Annotated in this window: 27 protein-coding genes; 14 read left to right on the top strand and 13 right to left on the bottom strand. The window is 54.6% G+C overall.

Annotated features, from left to right (window positions below; translation table 11 throughout):
- Position 1: 1 nt before the first annotated feature.
- From SYN7336_RS19455 to SYN7336_RS26865, 3 genes are all read right to left on the bottom strand, one after another.
- Positions 2-1,144 (bottom strand): PotD/PotF family extracellular solute-binding protein, encoded by a 1,143-nt coding sequence (locus SYN7336_RS19455; protein ID WP_017327613.1) that lies wholly within the window; start codon positions 1,142-1,144, stop codon positions 2-4.
- A 65-nt stretch (positions 1,145-1,209) separates the two neighbouring features.
- Positions 1,210-2,031, bottom strand: coding sequence for a radical SAM protein (locus SYN7336_RS19450; protein ID WP_017327612.1), 822 nt, complete (start codon positions 2,029-2,031; stop codon positions 1,210-1,212).
- 68 nt (positions 2,032-2,099) lie between these two features.
- On the bottom strand, positions 2,100-2,954 hold the full coding sequence (locus SYN7336_RS26865) for a cyclase family protein (RefSeq protein ID WP_017327611.1): 855 nt from the start codon (positions 2,952-2,954) through the stop codon (positions 2,100-2,102).
- 456 nt (positions 2,955-3,410) lie between these two features.
- On the opposite strand from SYN7336_RS26865, the gene SYN7336_RS26860 reads away from it, so the two are divergent.
- The 4 genes from SYN7336_RS26860 to SYN7336_RS19420 all read left to right on the top strand — a co-directional run bounded on the left by SYN7336_RS26860 (position 3,411) and on the right by SYN7336_RS19420 (position 6,509).
- Positions 3,411-3,785, top strand: coding sequence for a metalloregulator ArsR/SmtB family transcription factor (locus tag SYN7336_RS26860; RefSeq protein WP_227498544.1), 375 nt, complete (start codon positions 3,411-3,413; stop codon positions 3,783-3,785).
- A 185-nt stretch (positions 3,786-3,970) separates the two neighbouring features.
- The gene (locus SYN7336_RS19430) at positions 3,971-5,692 is read left to right on the top strand and encodes an AarF/ABC1/UbiB kinase family protein (protein ID WP_017327608.1); all 1,722 of its coding nucleotides are present in this window, start codon (positions 3,971-3,973) and stop codon (positions 5,690-5,692) included.
- An 89-nt stretch (positions 5,693-5,781) separates the two neighbouring features.
- A complete protein-coding gene (locus SYN7336_RS26855; RefSeq protein ID WP_017327607.1) occupies positions 5,782-6,174 on the top strand; it encodes a hypothetical protein in 393 nt (130 codons plus the stop codon).
- Between the two features lie 68 nt (positions 6,175-6,242).
- Positions 6,243-6,509 (top strand): YggT family protein, encoded by a 267-nt coding sequence (locus SYN7336_RS19420; RefSeq protein ID WP_017327606.1) that lies wholly within the window; start codon positions 6,243-6,245, stop codon positions 6,507-6,509.
- Between the two features lie 62 nt (positions 6,510-6,571).
- Here SYN7336_RS19420 and SYN7336_RS19415 read toward each other — a convergent pair whose 3' ends face one another.
- Together SYN7336_RS19415 and SYN7336_RS26850 are read right to left on the bottom strand one after the other, a co-directional pair.
- Positions 6,572-7,003 (bottom strand): hypothetical protein, encoded by a 432-nt coding sequence (locus SYN7336_RS19415; protein ID WP_017327605.1) that lies wholly within the window; start codon positions 7,001-7,003, stop codon positions 6,572-6,574.
- Between the two features lie 192 nt (positions 7,004-7,195).
- The gene (locus SYN7336_RS26850) at positions 7,196-7,819 is read right to left on the bottom strand and encodes a 5-formyltetrahydrofolate cyclo-ligase (RefSeq protein WP_017327604.1); all 624 of its coding nucleotides are present in this window, start codon (positions 7,817-7,819) and stop codon (positions 7,196-7,198) included.
- Positions 7,820-7,908: 89 nt separating this feature from the next.
- Here SYN7336_RS26850 and murD point away from each other — a divergent pair, with 89 nt between their 5' ends.
- Together murD and SYN7336_RS19400 are read left to right on the top strand one after the other, a co-directional pair.
- Positions 7,909-9,303, top strand: a complete 1,395-nt coding sequence (murD, locus tag SYN7336_RS19405; protein WP_026101158.1) for a UDP-N-acetylmuramoyl-L-alanine--D-glutamate ligase — start codon at positions 7,909-7,911, stop codon at positions 9,301-9,303.
- Positions 9,224-10,468, top strand: coding sequence for an FtsW/RodA/SpoVE family cell cycle protein (locus SYN7336_RS19400; protein ID WP_017327602.1), 1,245 nt, complete (start codon positions 9,224-9,226; stop codon positions 10,466-10,468). The genes murD and SYN7336_RS19400 overlap by 80 nt, the downstream gene beginning before the upstream one ends.
- A 22-nt stretch (positions 10,469-10,490) precedes the next feature.
- Here the strand turns inward: SYN7336_RS19400 and SYN7336_RS19395 are convergent, their stop codons facing one another.
- The 3 genes from SYN7336_RS19395 to SYN7336_RS19385 form a co-directional block, all read right to left on the bottom strand.
- Positions 10,491-10,910, bottom strand: coding sequence for a DUF4351 domain-containing protein (locus SYN7336_RS19395; protein WP_017327601.1), 420 nt, complete (start codon positions 10,908-10,910; stop codon positions 10,491-10,493).
- Complete coding sequence (locus SYN7336_RS32455; protein ID WP_017327600.1) at positions 10,894-11,115, bottom strand: hypothetical protein; 222 nt, start codon at positions 11,113-11,115, stop codon at positions 10,894-10,896. The genes SYN7336_RS19395 and SYN7336_RS32455 overlap by 17 nt, the downstream gene beginning before the upstream one ends.
- A 156-nt stretch (positions 11,116-11,271) precedes the next feature.
- Entirely contained in the window at positions 11,272-12,324 is a 1,053-nt protein-coding gene (locus SYN7336_RS19385; RefSeq protein ID WP_017327599.1) for a GTP-binding protein, read from the bottom strand.
- A gap of 156 nt (positions 12,325-12,480) precedes the next feature.
- On the opposite strand from SYN7336_RS19385, the gene SYN7336_RS19380 reads away from it, so the two are divergent.
- The 3 genes from SYN7336_RS19380 to SYN7336_RS19370 all read left to right on the top strand — a co-directional run bounded on the left by SYN7336_RS19380 (position 12,481) and on the right by SYN7336_RS19370 (position 14,899).
- Positions 12,481-12,846 carry a hypothetical protein gene (locus SYN7336_RS19380; protein ID WP_017327598.1) on the top strand — a complete coding sequence of 122 codons (366 nt, stop codon included), beginning with the start codon at positions 12,481-12,483 and terminating at the stop codon, positions 12,844-12,846.
- A gap of 78 nt (positions 12,847-12,924) precedes the next feature.
- The gene (locus tag SYN7336_RS19375) at positions 12,925-14,433 is read left to right on the top strand and encodes an AAA family ATPase (RefSeq protein WP_017327597.1); all 1,509 of its coding nucleotides are present in this window, start codon (positions 12,925-12,927) and stop codon (positions 14,431-14,433) included.
- 112 nt (positions 14,434-14,545) lie between these two features.
- On the top strand, positions 14,546-14,899 hold the full coding sequence (locus tag SYN7336_RS19370) for a DUF1257 domain-containing protein (protein WP_017327596.1): 354 nt from the start codon (positions 14,546-14,548) through the stop codon (positions 14,897-14,899).
- A 298-nt stretch (positions 14,900-15,197) separates the two neighbouring features.
- Here the strand turns inward: SYN7336_RS19370 and SYN7336_RS19365 are convergent, their stop codons facing one another.
- Both SYN7336_RS19365 and SYN7336_RS19360 read right to left on the bottom strand, forming a co-directional pair.
- Positions 15,198-16,292 carry a HigA family addiction module antitoxin gene (locus SYN7336_RS19365; protein ID WP_017327595.1) on the bottom strand — a complete coding sequence of 365 codons (1,095 nt, stop codon included), beginning with the start codon at positions 16,290-16,292 and terminating at the stop codon, positions 15,198-15,200.
- Positions 16,293-16,319: 27 nt separating this feature from the next.
- Positions 16,320-16,667, bottom strand: coding sequence for a type II toxin-antitoxin system RelE/ParE family toxin (locus SYN7336_RS19360; RefSeq protein WP_017327594.1), 348 nt, complete (start codon positions 16,665-16,667; stop codon positions 16,320-16,322).
- Between the two features lie 605 nt (positions 16,668-17,272).
- Here SYN7336_RS19360 and SYN7336_RS33105 point away from each other — a divergent pair.
- Positions 17,273-17,458, top strand: coding sequence for an HNH endonuclease signature motif containing protein (locus SYN7336_RS33105; protein ID WP_156820408.1), 186 nt, complete (start codon positions 17,273-17,275; stop codon positions 17,456-17,458).
- Between the two features lie 111 nt (positions 17,459-17,569).
- Here SYN7336_RS33105 and SYN7336_RS31225 read toward each other — a convergent pair whose 3' ends face one another.
- Complete coding sequence (locus SYN7336_RS31225) at positions 17,570-17,773, bottom strand: hypothetical protein (protein ID WP_017327591.1); 204 nt, start codon at positions 17,771-17,773, stop codon at positions 17,570-17,572.
- 116 nt (positions 17,774-17,889) lie between these two features.
- Here SYN7336_RS31225 and SYN7336_RS19340 point away from each other — a divergent pair, with 116 nt between their 5' ends.
- The gene (locus SYN7336_RS19340; RefSeq protein ID WP_017327590.1) at positions 17,890-20,616 is read left to right on the top strand and encodes a cation-translocating P-type ATPase; all 2,727 of its coding nucleotides are present in this window, start codon (positions 17,890-17,892) and stop codon (positions 20,614-20,616) included.
- A gap of 108 nt (positions 20,617-20,724) precedes the next feature.
- Positions 20,725-21,009, top strand: coding sequence for a DUF433 domain-containing protein (locus SYN7336_RS19335; protein ID WP_017327589.1), 285 nt, complete (start codon positions 20,725-20,727; stop codon positions 21,007-21,009).
- 494 nt (positions 21,010-21,503) lie between these two features.
- Here SYN7336_RS19335 and SYN7336_RS28300 read toward each other — a convergent pair whose 3' ends face one another.
- Positions 21,504-22,559 carry an S-layer homology domain-containing protein gene (locus SYN7336_RS28300; protein WP_017327587.1) on the bottom strand — a complete coding sequence of 352 codons (1,056 nt, stop codon included), beginning with the start codon at positions 22,557-22,559 and terminating at the stop codon, positions 21,504-21,506.
- Positions 22,560-22,810: 251 nt separating this feature from the next.
- Between SYN7336_RS28300 and SYN7336_RS19320 the strand changes: the two genes are divergently transcribed.
- The gene (locus tag SYN7336_RS19320; protein ID WP_017327586.1) at positions 22,811-23,095 is read left to right on the top strand and encodes a hypothetical protein; all 285 of its coding nucleotides are present in this window, start codon (positions 22,811-22,813) and stop codon (positions 23,093-23,095) included.
- Between the two features lie 405 nt (positions 23,096-23,500).
- Positions 23,501-25,552: an elongation factor G gene (locus SYN7336_RS19315; RefSeq protein ID WP_026101156.1), complete on the top strand. Its 2,052-nt coding sequence runs from the start codon at positions 23,501-23,503 to the stop codon at positions 25,550-25,552.
- 229 nt (positions 25,553-25,781) lie between these two features.
- On the opposite strand, the gene SYN7336_RS19310 is transcribed toward SYN7336_RS19315, so the two are convergent.
- Positions 25,782-26,036 (bottom strand): hypothetical protein, encoded by a 255-nt coding sequence (locus SYN7336_RS19310; protein WP_017327584.1) that lies wholly within the window; start codon positions 26,034-26,036, stop codon positions 25,782-25,784.
- Between the last annotated feature and the right edge of the window lie 35 nt (positions 26,037-26,071).

The following is a 26,071-nucleotide window of genomic DNA, read 5'->3' as shown; positions in this document are numbered from 1 at the left end:
CTCACCCCTTGCGTAGAACTTGTCGGTCCCAAGTGGCTACGATACTGTCCCAATCTTGGAAGTAGGCATCGTAAGGGTAGTATTGAATCTTTTGAATCTCTTCAGCTGTGGCCGGATACACCTGTGTCCAAGCCTCATCTCGGGCCGCTACCTCTTGGGCCACTGACAAAATAGGCGTAGGCGCTCCATTCTCAGCCGCTGCCCGCTGCATTTCTTCACTGAGCAAAAAGTCGATCGCCTCTTCCGCGAGAGCCTTCTGCGGTGTATCTGCCGGAATCACCCACATCGTTTGCACGAAGGCAATGTCTTCTTTGGGGACTATGGATTTTAGCTTTGGACTTTCCCGCATGGCAGTAATCATGCCGTTGCTATGCATATTACCGATGGCAGAGTTGCTCCGATCTAAATTCAGCACCATGTCAGTGGAGGTAGGCCACCAGTACTGGACGCGATCGCGCTGGACTTTGGCAAATTCCAGCACCTCGGACAGGTTATCCGTCATTTCCCGGGCAGCGGTGCCGGGTCGCCCCTCCCAAGCCACTTTCATACAGGCAAAGGTGTACAAAGACATATAAAAGGAGTTATACATCCCCAGTTTGCCTGTGACCTCGTCCCGCATTAAGTCACCCCAGTCGGTTGGAGTAAAGTCAATCAGGTCGTCATTGTAGGCTAAGACCATGCCAGATCCTGGAAAGGTGATGCCATAGCCCTCTCGGTAAACCCAGTTATCCAGCACCGAAGGCGTGAATTTTTCCTTGTTCGGAATCCGGTCCATGTCGATAGTTTGGAACAGGCCCTCGCGAATGGCAGGATAGCCCTGTGTGGCGTCAGTCAAGACCAAGTCAAAGGCAGGCTGACCGGGAGGCGATGCCTTGAGCTTAGGGATCGAGTCCCACCAGCCGGGATCTGGAATCACCGTTGCCCCCGTCTTGGCCTGAAAAGCGGGCACAAAGCTATCCCGGAAGAACTTTTCCGTACTGCCAGAATAGATAAAGACTCGCAGTTGCTGTCCGGCAAACTCTTGGCTTCCAGTAGTGCCGGAGGAATCTGAGCTAGTAGCCGAAGGACTGCTGCCGCAGGCGTTGAGCCCTAAGCCTACGCCGACTCCAGCAGCGGACCAGCTTAGAAATCGGCGGCGAGACAAAGAGAAAGGACGTTTAGAGGACATACTTTACCGAATTGAATGGACTTTTAAATGAGTTCTAGGCGTTATGCGAATTCGGGCACTGGCAGTTCTTTTAGATGCTGCATGCATACCGTGCAGGCCGCTAGATTGTGGTCTTCGGCAAAGGGCTGATGGACGGTATCGAGCCAGTGCAGAAAGGTCTGATAGTTGGCGGCAACCACCGCCGGATCGCTTTCTAAATTTCCTAACTGATAGTGGGGGGCGCGGCTTTCGATGGCGAAGGGACAGGCGTGAAATTCCCCCTTGCTGGTTAGCACTGGATAGCAATGGGGGCAGACAGTCTCTTGTTTGGGACGAGTGCGATCCCCGGTAAAGGGCTCGATTCCCCAACCAGAATCCACAATATCGGCATGGGCAATGGTAATTTTGCCAGGATGCTCGGCTTCGTAGGCTGATAATCGTGCTAGCGATTCTTGAGGCATCTGGGGTGCGCCATCCCCGGTAGCAATGGAGTAGTTTAGCGCGGCAGTGATATATGCCAGTGGGTCAGATTCGAGCACCTCAATCAGCCGATCGGCCAAAATACCGTTCGAGAAGATGGCGATCGTACCCTCAAAGCCCCGGGCACGAACGTAGCGAATGGCCCAGATTGCATTTTCATGATTGAGCGTGGGTTCGCCGCCGTAAAACTTCAGCGCGCCGTCTGCCTGGGTAACGACTGATTTTAGAGCGGCATCTAGATGGGCTTGGGTGTACTCGGCGTACCAGCCTTTGGGGCTGCCGAAAACGGTGCAGAAGGAGCAGTCGCGGTTGCAGAAGTTCCCCGGGTACAGATGTAGCTCCAAGATGCGATTGTTCTCAACTACACCTTTCTCATCGCGCGATACTCGCCTAGTAAAAGCCATTGGTTTGTCCTTCCCATCGGGCTTTGGTGTCACTCTCTGCAGACTCATAAATAGGCAGGTGCCTATGGTTAGGCGATGGAAGGGGATGGGACTGCCGTTTTCGCTCCCTCGAAGTGACTCTGGGGCACAATGGCCACTGGGCGAACCCAACCCGCACTACCGCCGCGAATTTTGACTGGAAAAGCGGCAAACAAAAAGTCGGTGGCTCGGGGCAAAGCGTCTAGATTAGCTAGTTTCTCTAGGTGCATGTGCTCCCGCTGCCGTCCGGCAAAATGGGCCGGGTAAAACATCGGGTTGTCATCTTGGAACTGCTGCTGCATCGTTTGGTAAGACACATCCATGGCATAGCCATCGATGCCCACCAGCCGCACGCCCCGATCCAGTAGGAAGTGCAGCCCCTCTAACGACAGTCCTGCCTGACTCTGCCAGTAGCGATCGTCATCTTCTATATGCTGATAAGCGCCCGACCAGATCGGGGGAATCATGCCCGCTTCGAGTGTGACATTGAGGCGATCTAGCTCCCGTTCGAGGTCAGCTTTCATGATGTCGCGCCCTACATGGGAACGAAAATCTAGCCGCACTCCCGGTCCGATGCACCAGCTCAGGGGGACTCGATCGATCGTTTTCGCCGGTTTACCCTCTACTTCCGATCCAAAGTGGTAGGGCGCATCGATGTGGTTGCCTGCACGATCCGTTACCCACAGATGGGTCCAGGCCAATCCTAAAGACTCTGGAAAATCGGTATTGGCTACCTTCTTACCTGTTTTACTAAATTCCTGACGATTGAAGCGATTGGCCATAGCTTTGGCCCCATCGGCATGATTGACATGTTGTGCCCGGTAGGTCCAGGGAGAATAGTCTGCCGCATCGAGATAAACTCCCAAATCGATGACTTCAAAGGGTTCGTTGAAGCAATTGAGCATAGCGTATCCTGTGTGTATTTTTATATAGATTGAGCGGTTAGTTCGGACTGGGATAGATGAAACTTAGCGATCGCGCGCAGGGATTTCCATTCATATGAATTCTAATCCATATGAATGGACTGATGCCTCCTGAAACTCTAAAATGTTGATTAAAAAAGCTTCAGCTCTAAGATTCAAGAATAGGGCTAGTTTCCCCTTAAAATGGCGATCGCCAAGGGGATTGTAGTCTGGATTGAAACGATTAGTTTTTTAACTAAACTGTTGGCTTTTATAGCAGAGGGTAGCAGTTCTCAAGGTGTTACCCTAGCAACAAATCTAAATCTGGAGATGCGATCGCAAACTTCTTAAAAATTCCCAGACTAAATATTGATTGTCTAAATTGTCTAAAACAGCAATGGCCTAAGAAGATTTCTCTAGAAATTCCCAATAATATACTCAGCTTGAATGTATACTCATATGAATGAAGCCTTAAAAGTTCCTGAGTTTGTGGAATTCATGGACTCTTCTCCCTCTGCTAACGAGCTCTACTGCGCTCGGCGCCTCAAGGTCATCGCCGAAGAGCACCGCCTTGCCATTCTCAAGCTACTATTCGCCGGTCCTAAGCATGTTTGGGAAATCAACGTTAGCCTGTCGATCGAGCAGAGTCTGCTTTCCCACCACCTGAAGGTCCTGCGGCAGCAAGGCTTCGTTGAGTCATGCAGGGATGGCAAAGCAGTTCTCTATCAACTTGTGCCCGATGTCCGTCCTGCTTTAGGGGAAGGGATCGATTTAGGATGTTGCACGGTGTCTTTCGCACCCGAGTCGGCGGCAGTATCGGATGGGCGAGGATAGAAGCGGAGTAGATGCGCATATCGTACATATCGTAAACTTCCCAAAGCTCTAGCCTTTTGGCGAACCAGCCGATCCGCAAAACTCTCTAGAGTACTGCTGTGATAGGGGGATCGAAGCCTATCTCTGTCGCAAGTTGTAGTTTTGCATACTATTATTAAGTAGATACACTGGCTTGACTAAATTTCGTGACGCTATCGAGCCCTGCCTTGACCCGCTCTACCTCCCACTTCCAGCAATACGACCCCGAGGAAATTGCCCGCTACTATCGCTGGCGTTTCCCGCTAGTGGTTTGGCGAACGGTTTCCGTCTTGCTGCGACTGGCCTGGTTTTGTCTGGGATCTCAGAGCGATCGCCTACTGGGGCGTCAGAGTTCTAGGCAAGTACAGCGTCGAGCCAGCCAACTGCGCGCTCTGCTGGCCGACCTCGGCCCCACCTTCATTAAAGTGGGGCAAGCCCTCTCCACTCGCCCCGATCTAGTGCGGGTAGATTACCTCGAAGAACTGACTAAGCTGCAAGACCAACTGCCCAGCTTCCCCACCACTATTGCCCGCGCCATCATCGAGCGAGAATTGGGCGATGTCGTTGAAGAAATTTACGCATACATCAGTCCCAGGCCGGTGGCTGCCGCCAGTTTGGGACAAGTCTATCGAGCCCGCCTAAGCAGTGGGGAAGATGTCGCTGTCAAAGTGCAGCGTCCCTATCTGCGCCGCCAACTCACCCTCGACCTCTACATCATTCGCTGGGTCTCCACTTGGGTTTATCGCTGGCTGCCACTCAATTTGGGCCAATCCCTCACGGCTGTTGTTGATGAATTTGGCAGTAAGCTGTTCGAAGAAATTGATTACCTCAATGAAGGCCGCAACTGCGAGCGATTCGCCGGATATTTTGATGGAGATCTCGACGTTTACGTGCCAAAAATCTATTGGAAATATTCTTCCAAGCGAGTACTCACACTCGAATGGATCGATGGCATTAAATTGACTGACACTGCAGCGATTCAGTCTGCCAATCTCGACATTCAAAGCTTGATTCGCATCGGCGTAGAATCAGCCCTCAAACAACTACTGGAATATGGTTTTTTTCACGCCGATCCCCATCCCGGCAATCTGTTTGCTTTGAGAGACGGACGCTTGGCCTTCATTGACTTTGGCATGATGGACCAATTGTCGCAGGACAAAAAAGAGCGCTTAGTGGGTGCCTTGGTCCACATGGTCAACCAGGATTATGAGAGTTTGGTAGAAGACTTTCTGTACCTGCAATTTATTTCAGATTCGGTCGATACAGCTCCGATTGTGCCTGCTATGCAGGTCTTGATGGATGACATTCTCAACGAAAAAGTTGGAGACTTTAATTTCAAAACCGCCACCGATCGCTTCTCTCAGCTGGTTTACGAATACCCCTTCCGCGTTCCCCCCAATTTTGCTCTAATCATTCGCTCTTTGGTCACCCTCGAAGGGGTTGCCTTAAGTCTCTACCCCGACTTTAAAATTATTGGCGTTGCTTATCCCTACGTCGCCCGCCGCCTGCTTACTGACGAATCTCCCGCTCTGCGCAAGCGTCTGCTAGACGTGTTGTTCAAAGACAGCAAATTCCGTTGGAATCGGTTGGAAAATCTGATTGGCATCGCTCGCACTGACAGCAGTCCGCTCGATCTCAGCGGTACTGCTCAAATGGGGTTGCGATACCTACTGTCTGACGAAGCCGGGGATTTACGCATTCAGATTGTCCTAGCGCTTACAGAAGACGATCGCCTGCATGTGGAAGAGGTCAGGCAATTGTGGGAACTCTTGCAGCCGGACTTAACCCCCGACCACTTGCTACAGAGAGCCGCCAAAGCCATCAGGGAGGCATTGCCCGAAGTTGTGACAGCTCCCATCGAGCAACTTTCCCGTCTTCTGCCGAATTAGCGAGCCAAATTAGACTTGCTTTGCCACCGCAGGCGAAAGCTGGCTGTTAGGATTAGGGGAACTTGAAGCAGAGAGATGCGAGACGAGCTGTGAGTGAAGATCGGTCCGATTTTTTTACTGGGTTGCTGGCAGGAGCCGTTTTAGGAGGGGTCGTTGGCGGCGTGCTGGGAACAGTCTTGACTCAGCAACTCAGCCGCGACGACAAACAGCGCCCTTCGCGCAAGCGGGCCAAGACGAATGGTAGCCGCTCTGATGGCAAGCTACTGGCAAACCGCGAGTCCCAAGAGTTTTTAGCCGAGGTGCGACAGGATGCCGATCGGGCGATCGCCGAGGCTCGCCAGAGTTTAGATGATAAAATCGCTCAACTGAACGCGGCGATCGAAGACACTCGCGCCAGTTTGTCAATCGACTCGCCAGTTTCAACCGCTGCTTCTGCCCCCCCAGACTCTGCGGATATGCAGGATGTTCGAGAAGCGGACTAGCTTCAAGCGAGCGATCGCCGCTATCCTGAGACTGCATTCGATTCTGTTTGTTGCTTTGAAGAGTTCCTATGGTTTTAATCTTGGTTGCTGTGATTGCCAGAACCCTCTCGATCTATTCGATCCTGCTGATTATCCGGGTACTGCTCACTTGGTTTCCCAATGTAGATTGGTCTAACCCGATCTTTTCGGTTCTTCGGCAGCTCACCGATCCCTATCTCAACCTATTCCGGTCGATCGTCCCCTCCTTTGGGGGCTTAGATTTTTCTCCGATGCTGGCGATTATTTTGCTGCAGGTGGTGCAGGGGGCACTCGTGAAAGCTGTGGTTAGCTTCTAAGCAGGCTAGCTTTTCCCAACGGCACCATCGGAAAGCAGAATCGCTGCCCGCGTAGATTTCAACTAACGATTCACTCTGCCGTTAAAACCCATGACCTTGAACTGTTTGAGTTCTATCGGGAGTGGGTTGGTGCTGGGGACGCCGGTACGAATCGAAAAGGTGCTGTCGCCGGGAGGAACCTCTTCCACCGCACCGATGCGGGTGCGTTCGGGCCAAACGTCATTGCCGCTGGCATCGTAAATGCGGCCAAACAGATCGGCGTTGTAGAGGGTGCGCTGAGTGGAGTTATGCAGGGTGCCTTCAAGTAAGAAGCAATGGACAGGGGCAGCCGAAGCACCACTCATGGGCAAGTTGCGATATTCGGGACTGTCGGGACAATCCACCGCATGCAGATCGCTCAATCCGATCTGTACTCGACCGCCAAATCCGAACAGGAGGAGGGCGAGGAGGGCGGTACAGGTAAGTTTTAACAATTGTGACAAGCGAGCGATCATTCCTTTACCTCTGGGCAATTGGCTAGGGGGCCGAATGTTAGCAGGATCTGAGCTAGTCGAGTCTAGCTAGTCGAGTCTAGCTAGTCGAGTCTAGCTATCCGGGGGGGGGGTCATCGCGAGACTTTCCCCAGTTCATCCGCATTTTAGCGGCTTGAGGATACCGGAGTCGGGCGATCTGTTGGCAGATCGCACTCAAATCTTACTGGCAGGATCTTTTCCCTCAAAATCGCCCCACACACAATCGATCCCCTCCTCAGTCGCGATCGCCCCCAACTCCACATCCCAGTTATCTCGCGGCAGGGGCTCGCCAACATAACAAATACGGGGCACAATCCCCACCGTCAGACAGCGGTTGAAAGGAGGAACGCTCAAGCAGCGATCGTAATAGCCACCGCCGTATCCCAACCGGATGCCCCAGCGATCGCAAGCTAGGGCAGGCACTAGCACGAGATCGACGCGATCGCCATCAATCGGTGTAGCCGTTGGGGAGGGCTCCATCAAACCAAACCGAGCGGGCACCAAGCCGTCGCCCGCAGGGTCGTACCGATGCCAAGCCATCCGACCTTCGGGCAGGGTGCGAGGCAACCCCCAGGTTTTGTCAGGCCAAGCCCGCATCAGCTCTCGCAAGTCCACCTCTGAATGGGCGGCCCAGTAGGCCAAAATGACCTTCGCTTGGCGGGCCGGGGGCCAGTGGAGCAGGCGATCGCAGATCTGCTGACTCGAGTTAGCGATATCGAGTGACCCTCTGAGGGAACGGTAATAGCGACGCAGTTCCGATTTAGACGGTTTGGGCTGGGGGCAAGCGGCACTGGGCATGAATAGATGGCAGTAACGAGGGTTGGTCGGGGGGAAAAAAGGCGATAGCCTGATGGGACTGCAGTGTGGATGGGGAGCGAACGACATTGATCGGTCAGGTGCAAGTGTTTGGGCTGGGGGCGTCAGGATTGGCAGCGGCGCAACTGCTCTCGCTCCAACACTCTCAGGTTATCGTCTGTGACGAACGCAATAACCCCACTGTGCAACAGCATAAAGAGAAACTGGAGCAGGCAGGCATAGCGGTCTCGATCGATCGCCCGTTTGAGGTCTGGCCCGAGACTCAACAGGTGGCGATCAGTCCCGGCATCGATTGGCATCTTCCCGTCCTCGTCGAGGCCCGCGCGCGCGGGGTGGAAACACTGGGAGAAGCAGAATTAGCCTGGCGATCGCTCCAGCAGGTGCCTTGGATAGGCATCACCGGCACCAACGGCAAAACCACGACCACTGCCCTCGTCGAAGCCATCTTCAAAGCTGCGGGATGGCATGCCCCCGCCTGTGGCAATATTGGCCTGCCCCTCTGCCAAGTGGCTTTTGATGCCCTCACCAGCCAAACCTACCCCGATTGGATTGTGGCAGAGCTGAGTAGTTACCAAGTGGAAGCTTCTTCCACCCTGGCCCCCGACATCGCCATTTGGACCACCCTCACCCCCGATCACTTGGCCCGCCACCGCACGCTCGAGCGTTACATCGACATCAAAGCCTCCTTAATCCGTCGAGCCAAAACCGCCATTCTCAACGACGACGATTCCTACCTGCACTCCCAGCGATCGCAATGGCCCCAAGCCCTCTGGACCTCCTGCAACAGTGGCTTCGGCGACGCCCGTATCTGTGTAGATGCGACAGGCAAAGCCTGGGTTTGGTGGCAGAAAGAGCCTATTTTGCCCCTGTCCGAGTTCCACCTGTTAGGCGACCACAACCGCCAGAATTTGCTCATGGCGATCGCGGCTGCCTGTCGAGCGGGAGTGCCGAGCGATCGCATTCGAGAGGCGATTCGAACCTTTCCCGGTTTACCCCACCGACTGGAATTGGTGCGGGCGATCGACTCCATCCAATTTGTCAACGACAGCAAGGCCACCAATTACGACGCTGCCGAGGTCGGCTTAGCCGCCGTTGCCGCTCCCGTGGTGCTGATTGCTGGCGGTCAACCCAAAACGGGGGACGATCGGGCCTGGTTGCGAGCCATTCAAGCCAAAGTGGCCGCAGTCATCCTGATCGGAGAAGCCGCCGAGCCCTTTGCGGCCCGCCTCGCAGATGTTGGATATACTGACTTTCAAATTGTGGAAACTCTTGCAGAAGCCGTACCCCTAGCGTTCGATCGCGCCCGAGCGATAGCAAATGCCCTAGAGATGCCTTCTCAGGGCAAGCCCCGATCGCCACTTGTCACCGTTCTCCTTTCCCCCGCCTGTGCCAGCTTCGACCAGTACCCCAACTTCGCGCGCCGAGGCGAGCACTTCAAACAGTGCTGCGATCGCCTGGTCGGCTGAAGCGCGCTGGCTGCACTATCTCGTCCTGACCTGGCTTGGCTTCGGGCTCTTGGTTTTGACCTCGGCTTCATTACCTCTGTCTCAATATCTCTACGGAGATGGCCTGTATCTAGTCAAACGCCAATTGGTATTTGTAGCCGTGGGGTTGGGCTGTTTCGCCTTTATCGCGCGCTATCCCATGCAGCGTTGGCTCAAGCTTGGCGGCCTGCTCTATCTGCTCGCCTTAGCGCTGGTGCTTGCCACCCACATTCCCGGCTTGGGGGAAACCCGCAATGCCGCCAAGCGTTGGCTGGACTTGGGGATTGCCGTCCAACCCGCAGAATTTCTCAAGCCCGTGCTGGTGTTGCAGGCCAGTGTCGTCTTGGGCCGCTGGTACCGATCGCCTGCCTGGTATCGTGCTGTTTGGATTGTGCTATTTGCCATCGGGCTCGGGGCAGTGCTGGCTCAACCGGATTTGGGCACGACGGCCATCTGCGGCGTCACAGTGTGGCTGATGGCTGTGGTGGCGGGGTTATCGTTTGCCACCCTTTGGAAGGCGTTGGTGTTGGGGCTGGGAGCAGCGACCCTCAGCATTCTCACCAAGAGGTACCAGCTCGATCGCATTAAAGGGCTACTCGCCTACTTGTTGAATGGTACAGACGCAGCCCGAGAAGAGAGCTATCAGCTGATCCAGAGTTTGCAGGCCATTGGCTCTGGCGGGCTGTGGGGAGAGGGATTCGGTCTATCTCGGCAAAAGCTGTTTTACTTACCGATTCAGCACACCGACTTTATTTTTTCAGTCTACGCTGAGGAGCTCGGATTGATTGGTACGCTAGGCTTTTTAGCTTTACTAGCTGTCTTTAGTGCGATCGCTTTGCGGGTGGCCGCCCGCTGTCGAGATATCCGCCTGCGACTGGTGGCCTACGGCTGTCTCAGCCTATTGGTGGGTCAAGCCCTGCTCAATATAGGCGTGGCCTCCGGTTTGCTACCTACCACAGGCATTACCCTGCCCCTGTTTAGTTATGGCGGCAGTTCCATTTTGGCCAGCGCGATCGCCGCCGGATTTCTAGTGCGCGTGGCCCGGGAGTGCAACCGATCCAAACCGATTCTGCTGGCTGGAGGCGATCGCCCATCCGAAAGCAAGCCGGAGCCTCACCCAGATCGGCAGATTCCAGCCAGTGACTGACCTCCCCGTTGGGCACAAGATGTTAGAGGTTCTGCTGAAAATCTTCTAGGCTAGTTGCTTCCAAAGCAGCATCTACAAGTTCCTCCAGTCGCTCTGGAGCGGCGATCGCCTGTAGCGAGCTCGCGACGGCTTGAGGGAGAGGTCCAAACTGACGGGACAGGAGTCGGGCGAGCATTCGCTGCCCCTCTTCAGCTTTGCCTTCAGCTTTGCCTCTAGCCTCAGCTTCGCTCAGCCAATCCTTCAATAGGGGGGACTCCATCAAATCCAACATTTTTCTGCTCCTGAGGAATTCTTCGATAGCATCCTGCCCTGTCGGCTGGAGCGAACTCAACAGCACTGCCACCGCAAGCAAATCCTGTTGCCTCGACTTTAATTCTACTCGCTCGGAAATGGCTGCTTCACAAGCTTCAAGCCGCTCCTTCAGATTATTCGGCGGTCCCATCAGAGGGACCAAGGGAAGCAAGCCGGGGCGATCGCTGGCTAAAATCGTCGCGCGCGACAAAATCTGCTCGCCGTTCGCGAGAAGTAAACACTGGATTGACGATTTCCTCTACCCGAACCGTATCGTCTAAGAGCCACTGAAGAAAGTCTTGGCTGTAATCTCCGACCAAGCTGCGCAGGTTGATGTCGTACTCATTTCGACTCATCGGGCAGAGACCAAAAGCTTGGATTCTCGTCCCAGATTCGCTGACTGCCTGCTAAATGGCAAGACAAATTGGCGATCGCCTATGGGCTTGCGCCCAAATAGAACATCGCTCGGGTAAAGCACCTCCAAAGCATTGCGTGACCCAGTCGGCACATTATTAACTGGCAAGTCCCTTACCGAACCCTTTGTTCGCTGCTGCCGATGGCTGAACGCAATTTTCTAATTGCTTCAACAGGGGTTTAGTTTTGAGATGTTGGCCGATCAGAACCATCTGATTCTTCGGCGTACTGTTCTCGGGCCAATCTTCGCTATTGATGGTGTAGCGATTGCCGCACAGATGGAAGATGTGGCGATCGGGGCTTTCGTCAAACCACAGCATCCCCTTGGCTCGAAAGACCCCATCCGGCAGGTTATTGAGAAATTTCTGGAAACGATCGAGATTGAAGGGGCGATCGGCTTCAAACGACACCGAGTTAAACCCGTCTTCTTCTAAATGGTGCGAATGGTCGTGATGGTCGTGCCCGTGATGGTCGTGCCCGTGATGGTCGTGCCCGTGATGGTCGTGCTCTTCTTCCACGAACGCCTCAGACTTAAACAAATCCGTGTCTAGCAGCAATTCCAAAGGCACCTGACTATTCACCGTCTTGAGAATGTGCGCTTCAGTCTTGAGCACCCGAATCCGCTTTTCCAACTTCTTCAGCTCGTCCTCATCCACGAGGTCAGTTTTGTTGAGCACCACCACATCCCCATAGGCAATCTGGCTGTGGGCCACTTCGCTTTCAAATAAATCGGGAGCAAAGTTGCTGGCATCCACCACCGTCACAATCGAGTCGAGACGAGTCAGATCCCGCAGTTCCGATCCGAGAAAGGTGAGCGCCACCGGCAGCGGATCGGCCAATCCCGTTGTCTCCACCACCAAATAGTCGATCGGCTTGTCATTGGCGTCAGAACGCTCCATCAACCGCAGCACGCTCTCGGCAATATCTCCGCGCACCGTGCAACACATGCAGCCATTATTCAACTCCACCATGTCTTCTTCTGTGGAGACGATCAGCTCTGAATCAATCCCAATCTCGCCAAACTCATTCACCAGCACGGCCGTCCGCATACCGGTCTGGTTCGACAAAATATGATTGAGCAGCGTTGTCTTGCCACTCCCCAAAAAGCCCGTCACGATGGTGACTGGAAGTCCGCGCTGGGGCACGTCCATGCTTGCTACTCCTGTGCTGATGGGGTCACGTTCACTCACTCTAGCGCATCAGTTTGCAGGGCGAATCATTGCGAAGTGTTAAGAAAATGCCGTCATGCTGGCTGTCTCCATTAGGATGGCTGCATTCAGATACGTAAGAATCAAAGTTAGCTGGTTATGTCCGAGCGAAAGCTGACAGGCTCGAAACAAAAGGTGACGCTTTACCTGTCTCCTGAGGTACATCGCAAAGCCAAAATTCAGGCAGCGGTGGAATGCGAGTCAATGTCTGCGGTGATGGAAAAAGCGCTGAGCTTCTATCTGACCCACCCCGAAACGGTTGAGGGTCAGATGGGGGAAGCGTATCAAGTTCATGCCTGCCCTGCTTGCGAAGTGTCCTTCGTCATGCGGGAAGGCAGTCCTCAGCTCCTGCCCAGTGCATCTATCTTGCCAGAGGAAACCGATGTCGAGCGGGCCATACGCCTGCAAGCGTCTGAAGTTTCTGCAGATGGCGGTCATCCCGATTTGGTCGCGACCTGCTCGTAAGTGAAATGTTTTGGCCGGGTCCAGTAGGTACTAATTGTTAGTGCCACAGATCGATTGTTGCAAATTGGGTGAATTGTCATGCGAGAGCTAGAAGTTCTCACACAAGCCCAATATCCACTGATCTACCTCGTGACCCCCGAGGAAGAGCGGGCAGAGACTGCGATCGCCCAGGTGGCCAAACAGGAGCCCGAGCGCAAGGTCTTTATCTGGACCGTGACCCACGGCATCGTGGAATACGGCCAGCCTCGCATGTTGACCCAGCACAATACTCAATCTCCCCAACCGGCGATTCAGTGGGTGATGGAACAAAAGGATGCGGGGCTGTATATCTTTAAGGATCTGCACGAATTTCTCGATTCCACTGAGGTCAAACGCTGGTTGCGGGATGCGATCGCCAGCTTCCGCAATACCTACAAGACCATCGTGCTGATGTCCCCCATCCAAAACATTCCGGTGGAATTGGAAAAGGATGTGGCGATCGTCGATTTTGCCCTGCCCGATATGGCCATCTTGGAGGGGGTGCTCGATCTCCAGTTGGAGAAATTGCCCCGTCACAATCGCTGCACCCCCGACGAGCGCGAAAAACTGGTCAAAGCCACATTGGGGCTGACGGTGGACGAAGCCGAGAAGGTCTATCGGCGGGCCAGGGTGGTTAGCGGTCGTTTGACCGAGAGCGAAGTGGAGATCGTCCTGTCCGAGAAAAAGCAGCTCATCCGCCGCAACGGCATTCTGGAATACATCGAAGAGGATGAAACCATCGACTCGGTGGGGGGGTTGGAGGAGCTCAAGCGATGGTTGCGCAACCGCACCGATGCCTTTACCGAGCGCGCCCGCGAGTATGGTCTGCCCCAGCCCAAAGGCATGTTGATTTTGGGGGTGCCGGGGTGCGGCAAGTCTTTAATTGCGAAAACCACCTCGCGTCTGTGGGGCCTGCCCCTGTTGCGCTTGGATATGGGCCGCGTCTATGACGGCTCGCTGGTGGGTAAGTCTGAAGCGAACCTGCGCAGTGCCCTCAAAACAGCGGAATCGATTTCTCCCGCGATTCTGTTTGTGGATGAATTGGACAAAGCCTTTGGGGGCGCATCGGGGTCGAGCGATTCAGATGGCGGTACCTCCAGCCGCATCTTTGGCTCGTTCTTGACCTGGATGCAGGAGAAAAAGTCTCCAGTGTTTGTGATGGCAACGGCAAACCGAGTCGATCGCCTGCCGGGAGAGTTTTTGCGCAAAGGTCGATTCGACGAGATTTTCTTTGTGGATCTGCCGACGGAACAAGAGCGGGTAGAAATCTTTCGGATTCACCTATCCAAGCGCCGCAAAGAGATCGATCGATTTGATTTTGAACAGCTTGCCAGCGCCAGTGACGGATTTTCAGGCGCGGAAATCGAACAAGGTTTAATCGCAGCGATGTACGAATCGTTTGCCCAGCACCGGGAACCGGGTCAGCTGGACATCTTAGCTGCGATCAAAGCAACTCAACCGCTGTCTCGCACCATGATGGAGCAGGTGGCAGCTTTGAGGGAATGGGCCCAGCAGCGGGCTCGGCCAGCAGCATCATCTGTAGCCGAGTACCAGCGGCTGGAGTTCTAGTTACGCTCTCCAGGAGGTCTAAACAGACAGAACCCAGTTAACTTTGCAGCGCTCTACTTCTGCATGTTTCCATTCGTTCCATTCATTTTTACTACCTATCAAGGAGAAACCCATGTCTCACTTTAGCACTCTGCGTACCAAGATTTCCGATGCTGAAATTCTCCAGCAATCCTTGCGCGACATAGGCTTGACCGTTCACAACCAGGCGGATGTTCGCGGCTACAACGGCCAGCGGGTTCGGGCTGACATTGTGGCTCAATTGGAAGGGGAGTACGATTTGGGCTGGTCTCGCAACCCCGATGGCTCCTTCGATCTGATTGCCGACCTCTGGGGTGTGGCGAAGAAGCACAATCAGACCGAGCTGATCAATTCCATCAATCAAAAGTATGCGGTCAATAAAACTTTGACAGAAGCAAAGCGCCCCGGCCTACAAAATGCCAATGTGCGTTTGATGGTTCACAGCTAGCGCTGGCGTGGCTTTCAATCCTGTCTTTGTTCCTCTTTACATTGGGCCGAGCAATCGGCCCCTTTTTTTGGCGTGGTTCAATGCCGGGTGAAAGCGGAACAAATTATTATGCTAAGTGTGTCTCATAATACATTGATAATATAATACTCTAGATTTTCGATACTATAAGTATACTGAAAAATATTTTTCAGTATACTTATAGTATTAGCTACTATAGTGACAATATAGCTAGGGTATTTTACTCGCGTAGTTTAAGATACATCTAGTACAGTAATCTGTTCCGCTTCCAGCTCCATATTTACTGCGCGATCCAGCCTTCTAGATACCGATCTACTTTGACCAAAAACTTCCGATGATTCTTGTAAGGAATCAACTCCTCGCGGTGGAGGCGACCTGCTAAAATACCAGGATGTCGATTCTGGGATATTGAGAATTGCTGCACCTTCTTTGTAGAGAAATAGGGTGAGGTCTCTGCCACAAACTCAGACAAATCCTGTGGCTCCAGTAACCAGTCAGCCGCAAGCTGATTCGCCTCTGCCTCCTCCTCCGTCACGGCTAGATTTTCCATGTTGTCCAGATAGCTACCTTTGTGTCCGGCCACAATATGCCCTAGCTCGTGCATGAGCGTGAACCAAAAATTATCGATCCGCTTGTGCCTTAGAGTCAGTGCAACCACCGGCGTTCCTTCCACATAGAAGGCAGCACCATCCAAATAAGTCTTTTGCAAATGAGGCACGATCGCAAAATGCACCCCCAAACTGGCAAGCTTTTGCGGCACCAACGCCACATCCTCAGCTTTACGCGCATACTCAAGCAGATCGGGAATCGCATCCCGCAGTTTTGCACGGTCAAAAACAGCCACCTCGCGATTCCTAACCAAGTTCTCAACCCGCTTCACCCATGCAATCTGCGCGCGGCCCTCCGCCTCAAACACTTCAGACTGTCTGCAGTTCACAGCAAGCTGAACTGCCTCCTCAATCCGAACAACACCAAAAAAATCACAAACCGCCTTCTCCAACTTGTCAATGGAATCGGCACCCTCAATCCAACCTCGCTTAACCATCTCAGGTATGGGCGCAAGGCTATATAATCGCCCCCTGCGAGAAATCGAACTATCCCCTGAGGATTGTCCAGCCTCCTTTTGAGCCAGATGCAGACGGTAGTTCGCCTCCAAATTTGTCCAGAACTCAGCAGACGTCCCCAACGCCGCAGCCAAATCCATAGCCGTCTCAGGAGTGATCTGCTTCTTCCCCTTAACAATCTCGTTAATCGTTTGTGGAGGACGCTCCACAATCACAGCCAAATCCTTCTGAGTCCATCCCCGAGCATCCAACTCGCGACTCAGAATCCGCCCAGGAGACGAAACCCTTGCTGGTACTAAAGTCTGACTCATATGCTTGCCTCTCCCCGATTCCCGCAGTCAGTGGTAGTCCTCGATATCGAGGACTAGAACGAATCTACCGTCCTCGTCGTTTTCTAACGTGACAATCAGTCGCCACTGCTTATTCAGCCGAATGGAACGCTGCCCCTCTTTTCCGCGCTTCCCTTGAAGCTTTTCAAAGTGAAACCCCTTCAATGCATAAAGATCTCGCTCGTCCTTTGCTGCGGCGATCGCACTCATCACTTCAAAGAAGTCATCAACGACCCCTGGATACTTGTGAGCGTTCTTCTCTTGGGTATACAGCTCCTCCAGCTTTTTCTTTTTGAACTTGACCCTCAAAACGACCACCCACAGTTGCTGAGCTGGATACCAGCAAATTATATCCAAAACTAGATTCAGTGATAGGGTGAATCACTGAATCTATTATATGAAAATGTGGAGTGGCTTCCATCTCCGGTTAGCTTCTTAGATGCAAGCAGGGAACGGCAAGGATCCTTCACAAGAAAGTAACACTACATATAGAGCCTGTAGCTGACTCTAGCTTCTTCAAGCTCTATGGCTGATTGTAAAGATATGTATCTTATATCGTCGATATCAGCCTCAGCCGGAGAGTGATTGACTTCGCCCAATCGCTTGAGTGCGAAGTCAGCAATCTCGAGGAATAGACGCAAAACCCTGCAAGGTCCTTACTACCCCAACACAAGATCGAGGCTTTCTATACGCGATGTAGCCCCCAGGTTTGCGACTAGCCATCAACGCCTGAAGCGGGGTTAAACGGCGGTAACTGGAAGCCCAATCTGGAATCCCGTCTAGCAAGCTGTATATGGGTACGAGAGGAATCCATGCCTGACGGATCGTCAGACCTAAGCGGTGAAATCAGGCTGACACACCGCCACCAAAAGGTGAAGGATAACGGGGCTGGCACGTACAACGGTGACCAGTAGCTACTCCCAATAAACCCGGTCTAGAGTGGAGCCTTAAGTACAGCAACTATCGGATATCGGAACGTAGGAACCCCATACATCTCTCAAGAGAGTCGATGTCGCTTTTGTGGACTGAATTTCTTTCCAAATGAGCCTATCGAGATGCATCATCTCGATGGCGATCGCGACAACAATCGTCGCGACAATTTGGCTTTGTTGCATCAACACTGCCACGACCAGGCACATGCAACATAAACATCTATCTATGACTGGTACCGGTGACAATGGCCCAGTTAGAGAGGAGCCGGATGAATCGAAAGATTCACGTCCGTGTCTGAAGCCGAGTCGGGGGGGCGATCCCTCGGCTTAGGCACCCTCTCTCTCTGGCGATCGATCGCGCTGGAAAGTCGCCAGGGTTTCGCCTTCGGATGGAAGAACCTCTTCGGCAGGGGGGGAGGAGTCTTCAATTTCTTGCGCGGGGCGATGGCTGGCGGGGAAACCTCTGATGGCAACGCTGGAGAGCGCTAACATGGCCAAGACAGAACCGTAGAATTTGGTGCGCGAGTCCATCACTGCAGGAGAAAGGTGTCGGACTCATTCTAACCGCCCGAGGGGATTGAATTAGAGTGAGAATCTGGGGGGCACTGCCACGCGCGCAGTAGGCTGCCCCACTTTAGGAGGAAATAGTGAGCAGTTGGCATCGCGTCGAGATTCCAACCGCAATTGAAGGGCTGCAGACCGATACCCAGTGCGGCCTGAGCGCAGCGGAGGTGGAACGGCGCCAAGAGCGGTACGGACCTAACGAGCTGATTGAGGGGAAGCGCAAGCAGCCTTGGCGGATTGTGTGGGAGCAGATAACTGCGTCCCTGGTGCTGCTATTGCTCGCTGCCGCAGCCATCTCGGCGGTGGTGGGGGATCTCACCGATACCCTGGCAATTTTGGCGATTGTCGTGCTGAACGCCTACTTGGGATTTCGTCAGGAATATCGGGCCGAACGGGCGATGGCGGCGTTGAAACGATTGGCAATTCCCAGCGTGAAGGTGCGCCGAGACGGACAGGTGCGGGAGGTGAGCGCGAGGGATTTAGTGCCGGGGGATATCGTGCTGCTGGAAGCGGGGAATAGGGTGCCAGCGGACGGTCGCCTCTGGGAAACTGCGGCTCTGAAGGTGCAAGAGTCTGCTCTCACGGGCGAGTCAGAGGCGGCGGACAAAGACGCGCAGGTGGTGTTTGCGGAGGATCGTGCTTTAGGCGATCGCTGCAATATGCTCTATCGGGGCACGACGGTGACCTACGGTCGCGGCGCGATCGTGGTGACGGCAACGGGCATGGAGACGGAGCTGGGTCGGATTGCTCGCTCGATTCAGACGGTTAAAACCGAGCTTACGCCTTTGCAGCGGCGCTTGGAGGATTTGGGTAAAGCGCTGGGGTTAGCGGCTGCCGTAGTGGCTGGCACCATCCTGGTGTTGGGGTTGCTGCGGGGGGAATCCCTCGATTTAATGCTGCTGACGGCAATTAGTTTGGCAGTGGCGGCGGTGCCGGAAGGGTTGCCTGCTGTGGTGACCATTTCTCTGGCGCTGGGTGCCCAGCGGATGTTGCAGCGCAATGCTCTGGTGCGGAATCTGCCAGCGGTCGAAACCCTCGGTTCTGTGACGGCGATCTGTTCCGATAAAACAGGCACCCTGACCGAAAATCGCATGACAGTCACGGCGATCGAGCTGGCGGGCCAGCCGGTGGATGGGTTGCAGTGTGGCGATAGACAGCAGCTTGTCCTGGCGGCAAGCGAGCCACCTGCCTTGGGGCTGTTGCTCCTGAGTGGCGCTTTGTGCAACGACGCGGTCTTGAGCTCCGAGTGGGAGTGCCCCGATGCCTGTCAAGCAATTGGCGATCCGACGGAGACGGCTTTAGTAGTGGCGGCGGCACAGGCGGGCTTGCAGACGGTCGATCTGGCGCGGGCTTTTCCGCGCGTTGCCGAAGTTCCGTTCGATTCCGATCGCAAGCGCATGACCACTCTCCACCAAGTCTCGATCGCCGAGGCAGGAGAACTGCCGCTGTGGGATTCCATGCACTTGCTGGGGAAGCCCGCGACGCTGGCGGTGAGTAAGGGGGCACTGGACAGCCTGCTGGCAATTTGCACTCGGGTTTGGGTCGATTGCCGCGAGGTCCCGCTGGATGGGGAGTGGCAGCAGCGGATTCAAACCCGTCACGATCGCATGGCGGCCAAAGGATTGCGGGTGTTGGCGATCGCCGTTCGCAGTTGGGAGGCCCCCCTGACCGAGGCCGCTCCGAGCAGTTTGGAGCGGGACTTTACTTGGCTGGGTTTGGTCGGCCTGCGCGATCCGCTGCGACCGGCAGCCAAGGAGGCAGTGCAAACCGCTCGGCAAGCAGGCATTCGAGTGGTCGTGATTACGGGGGACCATCCCGAGACAGCTCGCCACATTGCCCGCGAGTTGGAAATTCTTGAGGATGGCGGTCTTTTGACGGGGATGGAGTTGAGTGGTCTGTCTCCTGCAGAACTGGAAGATCGGATCGAATCAGTGCAGGTGTTTGCCCGAGTGTCGCCGGAGGACAAGCTGGATATTATTCGGGCCTTGCAGCGGCGGGGACAGATCGTAGCCATGACGGGGGATGGGATTAACGATGCGCCTGCGCTGAAGAAGGCGGATATTGGGGTGGCGATGGGGATTGTGGGAACGGATGTGGCCAAGGAGGCGGCTGATGTGGTGTTGCAGGACGACAATTTTGCCACCATTGTGGCTGCGGTGCGGGATGGGCGGGCGATCTATGACAATATTCGCAAGTTTCTGAAGTACACGCTGACGGGCAATGTGGGTCAGATCTGGCTCATTCTGCTGGCTCCGTTTTTGGGTATGCCGCTACCCCTCAATCCCTTGCAAATTCTCTGGATTAATTTAATTGCGGATGGCATGTTGGCTCTGGCGATCGGGGTAGAGCCTGGAGAGGAGGGGGTAATGCGGCGTCCCCCTCGCAATCCGAAGCAGAATATTTTTGCGGGCGGTCTGGGACGAGATATTGTGGCGATCGGGCTGCTGTTGGGGTTGGTTTTACTGGTCTTTGCTTGTCAGTACCCGTCAGTGGATTTGGTGCGCTGGCAGACGGCAATTTTCACCACGTTGGCGTTTTCCCGTATTGGTTTGGCCCTGACGATTCGGTCCGATACGGATTCGTTATTTAAACTCGGATTGATGTCGAATCAGCCGCTGTTGGGGGTGGCGGTGCTCACGTTTGGCCTGCAGTTGGGGACTATCTACTTGCCGTTGTTGCAGACGCTGTTCGAGACGGCGTCTCTCCCGCTGGCAGATCTGGCGATCGCCTTTGCGGTCAGTACTATCCCGTTCTGGGCGTTGGAGCTGCAAAAGTGGATGGCTCGGCGGCGTTCAACCAGCTTCTGCTAGCTGGGGCGGGATCGATTGAACCCCAAGAGCATCGCGCCCGAGTAACCAAGACCTCTATGACGCTGATGGTAAGCTGAAATTGAACAATTTGGTATGGGTGTCTGGGTAATGCCACATGCTACTGATATAGGCACATTAGTGATTCGCTCCCCCAACATCAATAGCGGCCGCCCAACGCTCGCAGGCACGAAAACTTCTGTCCGGAGAATTGCGGTTCTCTACAAGCAAGGGGCAGGAGCAGAAGAAATTGCAAGTCGTCTAAGCCATATCAACCTCGCCCAAGTTTATGCAGCCTTAGCTTACTACCATGCCAATCGCGACGAAATTGAGGCCGACTTAGCAGAAGAAGAGGCCGAGTATTGGAAACTGGCCGCACCAAACCCCAAGGCTTAGCCACTTCGCAAATGAGTAAGATGCTTCTAAACCTCATCTATGTTGAGACCTGGAGTTTTCAGACATTGCACTCGGCCCCCTAAATCCTCCACTAGTGGGGGACTTCCGAAAGGTTATTGGCTTCGTTCCACAACTCTAATCATCGCGATCTCCGATCGTCTTCCCAGGCCCCCAACCCTAACTGGCACTGTGCTCAAGTCCCCCAGAATGGGGAATTTAGGGGGCGAATTCAGGGCTAGACAGCGTTAGTTGAGCGAGCCATTTTTACCTTTAATATCAAAGACTTTTACCAACTACACGCGGTTTGCATAGAACGAGGCTTGTCTCATGCCGGAATTATTTTGGCCCTGCAACAACGGCACAGTATCGGCGAGCTCTTGCGCGGGGTCCTGAAGCTAATCGGCAGCAAATCTGCCGAAGATATACAGGGGGAAGTCGTGTTTCTCAGCAAATGGATTGAGTGAATCCACCAGAATTCAAAACGATCGCTTCACTCAAGGGGCTGTAATAACGTCATCCCCCTCAAACTCATCAGTAATAAATTCGCCAGTAGAGTCGTTGGACTCCGCACTCGGCTCTGGAGACGGTTCGACAATGGGCTCGGCTGTCCCCTCCGGCTCGGAGGTCGGAGAGGGTAAAGGCTCGTCCCCCTCTTCCCTAAAAGGGTCAGCCTCGGGCGTGGGGGTTGGAGTGGGGAAGCTGAGATCGCCCGACTCGACTAATGCGATCGCCTCGCGACGGTCTTCCCCCAGCCCAAACTCGGATAACGAGATCGCCGCTTCCGCTCGGCTCGCAGGTGCTTGCGGATTGAAGCTGCGGATAATGCCGTACGTGCGGCGGATATTGGAGTCGCGATCGAGGCTAAAATCCGCGACGATCGCCGCCACCGCGTCCTCGGGAATCTCATTCCCATCCGCAAAGCCCCAAGTACTATTCAGCGCGGCGCGATCGCCCTCAATCGCTATCGGCAGCAGATCCAGTGGAGCTTTCAAAGCAATTAGGTCCGCCCGAGACAGGAGATTGCGGGGCTTGAATTCACGCGCAGCACCACCATCCACAAACCCCGCATTACCCAGTGCTTGAATGTAGACAAACTCGGGATGGTCCTCTGGCACATCCAAAAATAGAGGGGTCTCGGTGACCGCCGGAAGGCGAATTTGGCGGGTGGGGTCGTTGGCATACAGCCGGTTGTTGGCCAAAACCAGCCAGCGGGCAAATTCCTCGCGGCGAACGCTGCGGCTGGGCTGGAAGCGATCGCCCTCAATCGAGTCGAATACCCCCAGAGTATCGAGAGCGGCGATCGCGGGGGCAGCTAGATCGGACTCGTCCACATCGCTAAAGCGGCGATCGAACTGAGGGGGCGTCTCTCCATCTGGAACGCGATCGGGAATGTCCGAGCTGGGATCGACCCGATCGGACTCTTGCTCGGATGGAGCGATCGGCGCAACAGCCGTTTCGATCTGTTCCCCCCATCGCTTACCTCGGCAAGCTGTCAGGGCAAGTGCAGCAAGCGAGATGGCAGCAAAAGTGACACGACGGCAACGTTGCACGGGGACTCCAAGGTTTCAGCTTGTTTTAGTCATAACTCTCTAGGAGCCGCTTGGCTAGAGATAGAGCCGCCATTTCCGAGAGAGGGCTTCTGGCTGGGACGAGCAGCGCGGCGAAGCGGAGCCTAGAGGATGCGCCATGAAAGATATTCATGTGACTGATTCATGAATTGTTTTGATTGTCAAGATCCATCTCGATACCGTATAGCTAGGGGTTGATAACCCCTCCGTCCTCAATCACTAGGAGGTCAGTGATGACGAGTCGTCTCCCCTTTCCCGAGCGAGACAAGCTAGAGCGAGCCTACACTAAGTCCGAGTCTGTATGGCAGGAAATGCCCCGATTGACCTCCATTCTCACTCCCATTTGGAAACAGGCCGCGACTGCTCTCGCCCCCTTGCACGAGCCCCGCATTCGTCAAATTTGCGGCCCAGATGGCACCCTTACCTACTTTGCCTACGATCCCGTCACCGGTTCTCGACACCTGTTTAGTTCTGAAGAGTCGTTGCGGCTTTGGCTAGCGCAGCGCTATCGCGACTAGCGACGGAATCGCCTCCAAAATTGGGTTTCCTCTCTGTGAAGTGGTATGGCTGCGGCATCTGTCGCAGCCTTTTCTCTGCATGGCAGGCACCGGTTCTCCGTATCGCGATCGCCCGACTTGGCAATCCTAGATTGCAGGGGTGTGAACTAAATTCACATTTCGCATCGTACTTGTCTCAAAGCCATAAAAAATCCAAACAAAATCGGCTGCCCCGGAAAGCTAGGGTTAATGTGAGGTTAATGCAGCCACTCAAATAGGCTGCTTTGCAAGCTTCGCGCCACCTCAATTGCGTTTCAATCCGTTTGGAGCAATCTGGGCGGAGGAATCGAATATCTTAACTGACGCGATCGCGCAGAGCGGCTGCAGCGAAACAATGCACGCTAACTCCGTGCAAGAGAGGTTTATATGAACGGTAGAAGGCTATCGGACTCACGAAACATTGCCATCGTGGGTCCGTACTCCAGTGGAAAAACAACGGTTTTAGAAAGCCTATTGTCCGTAACTGGAACCATTACCCGCAAAGGTGCCGTCACCCAGGGAAATACGGTCGGAGATGGAACCCCCGAAGCCCGCAATCGCCAAATGAGCACCGAAGTCAATGTCGCCAGCGCTGAGTATGGCGACATTTTGTTTAATTTCCTCGATTGTCCCGGCTCGATAGAACTGGGCCAAGAAACCTACAATGCTCTCGTGGGCGTAGATTTGGCGATCGTGGTGTGCGAGCCCGATCAGCTCATCTCCACCTCCACCGAACACAAAGCCGTCACCCTCGCCCTCCTATTCCAATTTTTGGATGACTGGGAAATTCCCCACCTCGTCCTGATTAACAAAATGGATCGCATTCGCGGCACCTATGTCGGGATGCTGAAGGCACTCAAATCTGTTTCCCGCCGCCCTGTCATTCCGCAGCAATACCCCATCCGGCAAGGGAATGACGTCGTCGGCTTTATCGACTTGGTCGACGAGCAAGCTTACCACTATCACAGCGGTGCGCCCGCCGACCCCGTACCGCTGCCCGACGAGTTAAAGGCCGAAGAACGAGAGGCCCGTCAGGAAATGTTGGAAACACTGGCGGATTTTGACGATCGCTTAATGGAGGAATTGCTGGAAGATATCGACCCTCCGCAAGCGGAAATCGAACAGGATCTCAAGCAGGAGCTAGGCGAAGACGCGATCGTTCCCGTTTTCATTGGTATCTCCCGGACTGGCTTCGGCACCCGTCCGCTGCTCGACGCCCTCGTGCGCGAAGCTCCCGAACCCAGTGTGGCTGCCGAACGGCGGGGTCTGAAGGGGACCGAGTCTGGCGAACCGCTCGTACAGGTGCTCAAAACCTACTACACCCAACAAGGGGGCAAGCTCTCTCTCGTGCGGGTCTGGCAGGGAACGTTGCGGGAGAATTCCGTCTTGAATGGCTCTCGTGCCGGTGGCCTGTACCAACTGATGGGTCAGCAGCAGCGGAGCTTGCAACAGGCAGCAGCAGGGACGATTGTGGCCTTGAGTCGCTTGGATACTGCGGCAACGGGGGACGTGCTCTCGACCATCGAGGTGGATGATGAGTTACTGCAGGCGGACAGGCTAGAGCCGGTGTTTGCGCTGGCGATCGCCCCCGAAAACCGCAAAGACGAGGTCAAACTCAGCGGAGCCTTGACCAAATTGGTGGAAGAAGATCCATCCCTCCATTGGGAACACCACGGCGACACCCACGAAGTGATGTTGTGGGGGCAGGGCAACATTCACCTGCAAATTGCCCTCGATCGCCTCAGAACCAAATTCAACTTGCCAATGGACACCCACATGCCCCACGTGTCCTACCGCGAGACCATTCGCAAGCCCCGCGAGTCAGTTCACGGTCGCTACAAGCGCCAATCGGGCGGTCACGGTCAGTTCGGCGACGTTTATGTCGATATTCAGCCATTGCCCCGGGGGAAAGGTAATGCCTTCGACCAGAAAATCGTCGGAGGGGCCGTACCCAAGCAATACATTCCCGGTGTGGAATCGGGGGTGAGGGAATATCTGCAGCACGGACCGTTGGGGTTCCCGGTGGTGGATGTGGCGGTGACCCTCAAGGATGGCAGTTACCACAGTGTGGATAGTTCCGAGCAGGCGTTTAAACAGGCGGCTCGGCTGGCCATGCAAGCGGGTATGCCCGAGTGCGATCCGCAATTATTGGAGCCGATCGACGAGATCGAGGTTTCCGTTCCCTCTGAATTCACCTCCAATGTGCTCGGCATTATCAGCGGGCGGCGGGGGCAAATTTTGGGCTATAACCCCAGGACGGGTTGGACAGGCTGGGATGTGGTGTCTGCCTACATGCCGGAGGCGGAGATGCAAACTTTAATTGTCGAGTTGCGATCGCAAACTTTAGGTGTCGCAACCTTCAGTAGGAAGTACGATCGCTTGCAGGAGGTTCCTGACAAGCTCAAAGAGCGCATCCTAGCCGAAGTTAACAGCGGCTGAGACGCCTCCTCGAACTTTGGAAGTTGAACCATTCCTATTTACAGTCTTGTGGCGCACTCAGTCTGGGTGTGCCACTTTTTTGAGCAAAGCGATCGCGAAGCACGAGAACACCGTTCCAAAAAAGCGGCTGGAGTCACAGGCACGACAAAACAGCGGCATTACAATTCAGGTTGCGGTGCCGCTGTTTTATGCGTACCCCCCAGTACGATCGCCAATGACAGCGAAAACTCTAGCGCGAGCCGCTCCAATCGACGTGCTGATAGGTCTCTAGCTCAGTCAGAGGACGCTGGATGTATCCATTCCACCGATCGCTCCCAAAAGCCCAATAGGTGTCCCGATTTTCGACTCGGGTGACCCTGTGAGTGCCGTCGCTTTGACGTTTCACAATCGTGGTCGGACCGTGGGCGCCGCTGGCACCAGCAGAGCTGGCCAAGGGCATCCAGAGCGCAGCAGTGGCTAAGGCCACCATTAAACCCAGGCGCATCGTCAACCTCCTTGTATTGAATTCAAACGGTTATC

Source organism: Synechococcus sp. PCC 7336 (genome assembly GCF_000332275.1).
GTDB lineage: Bacteria > Cyanobacteriota > Cyanobacteriia > Thermostichales > PCC-7336 > PCC-7336.
The sequence above is the reverse complement of the archived record's forward strand: the minus strand, read 5'-3'. Positions and strand labels throughout refer to the sequence as shown.

Excerpts from the sequence above, each read along its gene's own strand:
- SYN7336_RS19450 (WP_017327612.1), bottom strand. The coding sequence starts at position 2,031 with ATGGCTTTTACTAGGCGAGTATCGCGCGATGAGAAAGGTGTAGTTGAG.
- SYN7336_RS26865 (WP_017327611.1), bottom strand. The coding sequence starts at position 2,954 with ATGCTCAATTGCTTCAACGAACCCTTTGAAGTCATCGATTTGGGAGTT.
- SYN7336_RS26860 (WP_227498544.1), top strand. The coding sequence starts at position 3,411 with ATGAATGAAGCCTTAAAAGTTCCTGAGTTTGTGGAATTCATGGACTCT.
- SYN7336_RS19420 (WP_017327606.1), top strand. The coding sequence starts at position 6,243 with ATGGTTTTAATCTTGGTTGCTGTGATTGCCAGAACCCTCTCGATCTAT.
- SYN7336_RS19415 (WP_017327605.1), bottom strand. The coding sequence starts at position 7,003 with ATGATCGCTCGCTTGTCACAATTGTTAAAACTTACCTGTACCGCCCTC.
- SYN7336_RS26850 (WP_017327604.1), bottom strand. The coding sequence starts at position 7,819 with ATGCCCAGTGCCGCTTGCCCCCAGCCCAAACCGTCTAAATCGGAACTG.
- SYN7336_RS19395 (WP_017327601.1), bottom strand. The coding sequence starts at position 10,910 with ATGGGACCGCCGAATAATCTGAAGGAGCGGCTTGAAGCTTGTGAAGCA.
- SYN7336_RS32455 (WP_017327600.1), bottom strand. The coding sequence starts at position 11,115 with ATGAGTCGAAATGAGTACGACATCAACCTGCGCAGCTTGGTCGGAGAT.
- SYN7336_RS19385 (WP_017327599.1), bottom strand. The coding sequence starts at position 12,324 with ATGGACGTGCCCCAGCGCGGACTTCCAGTCACCATCGTGACGGGCTTT.
- SYN7336_RS19380 (WP_017327598.1), top strand. The coding sequence starts at position 12,481 with ATGTCCGAGCGAAAGCTGACAGGCTCGAAACAAAAGGTGACGCTTTAC.
- SYN7336_RS19375 (WP_017327597.1), top strand. The coding sequence starts at position 12,925 with ATGCGAGAGCTAGAAGTTCTCACACAAGCCCAATATCCACTGATCTAC.
- SYN7336_RS19370 (WP_017327596.1), top strand. The coding sequence starts at position 14,546 with ATGTCTCACTTTAGCACTCTGCGTACCAAGATTTCCGATGCTGAAATT.
- SYN7336_RS19365 (WP_017327595.1), bottom strand. The coding sequence starts at position 16,292 with ATGAGTCAGACTTTAGTACCAGCAAGGGTTTCGTCTCCTGGGCGGATT.
- SYN7336_RS31225 (WP_017327591.1), bottom strand. The coding sequence starts at position 17,773 with ATGGACTCGCGCACCAAATTCTACGGTTCTGTCTTGGCCATGTTAGCG.
- SYN7336_RS19335 (WP_017327589.1), top strand. The coding sequence starts at position 20,725 with ATGCCACATGCTACTGATATAGGCACATTAGTGATTCGCTCCCCCAAC.
- SYN7336_RS19320 (WP_017327586.1), top strand. The coding sequence starts at position 22,811 with ATGACGAGTCGTCTCCCCTTTCCCGAGCGAGACAAGCTAGAGCGAGCC.
- SYN7336_RS19315 (WP_026101156.1), top strand. The coding sequence starts at position 23,501 with ATGAACGGTAGAAGGCTATCGGACTCACGAAACATTGCCATCGTGGGT.
- SYN7336_RS19310 (WP_017327584.1), bottom strand. The coding sequence starts at position 26,036 with ATGCGCCTGGGTTTAATGGTGGCCTTAGCCACTGCTGCGCTCTGGATG.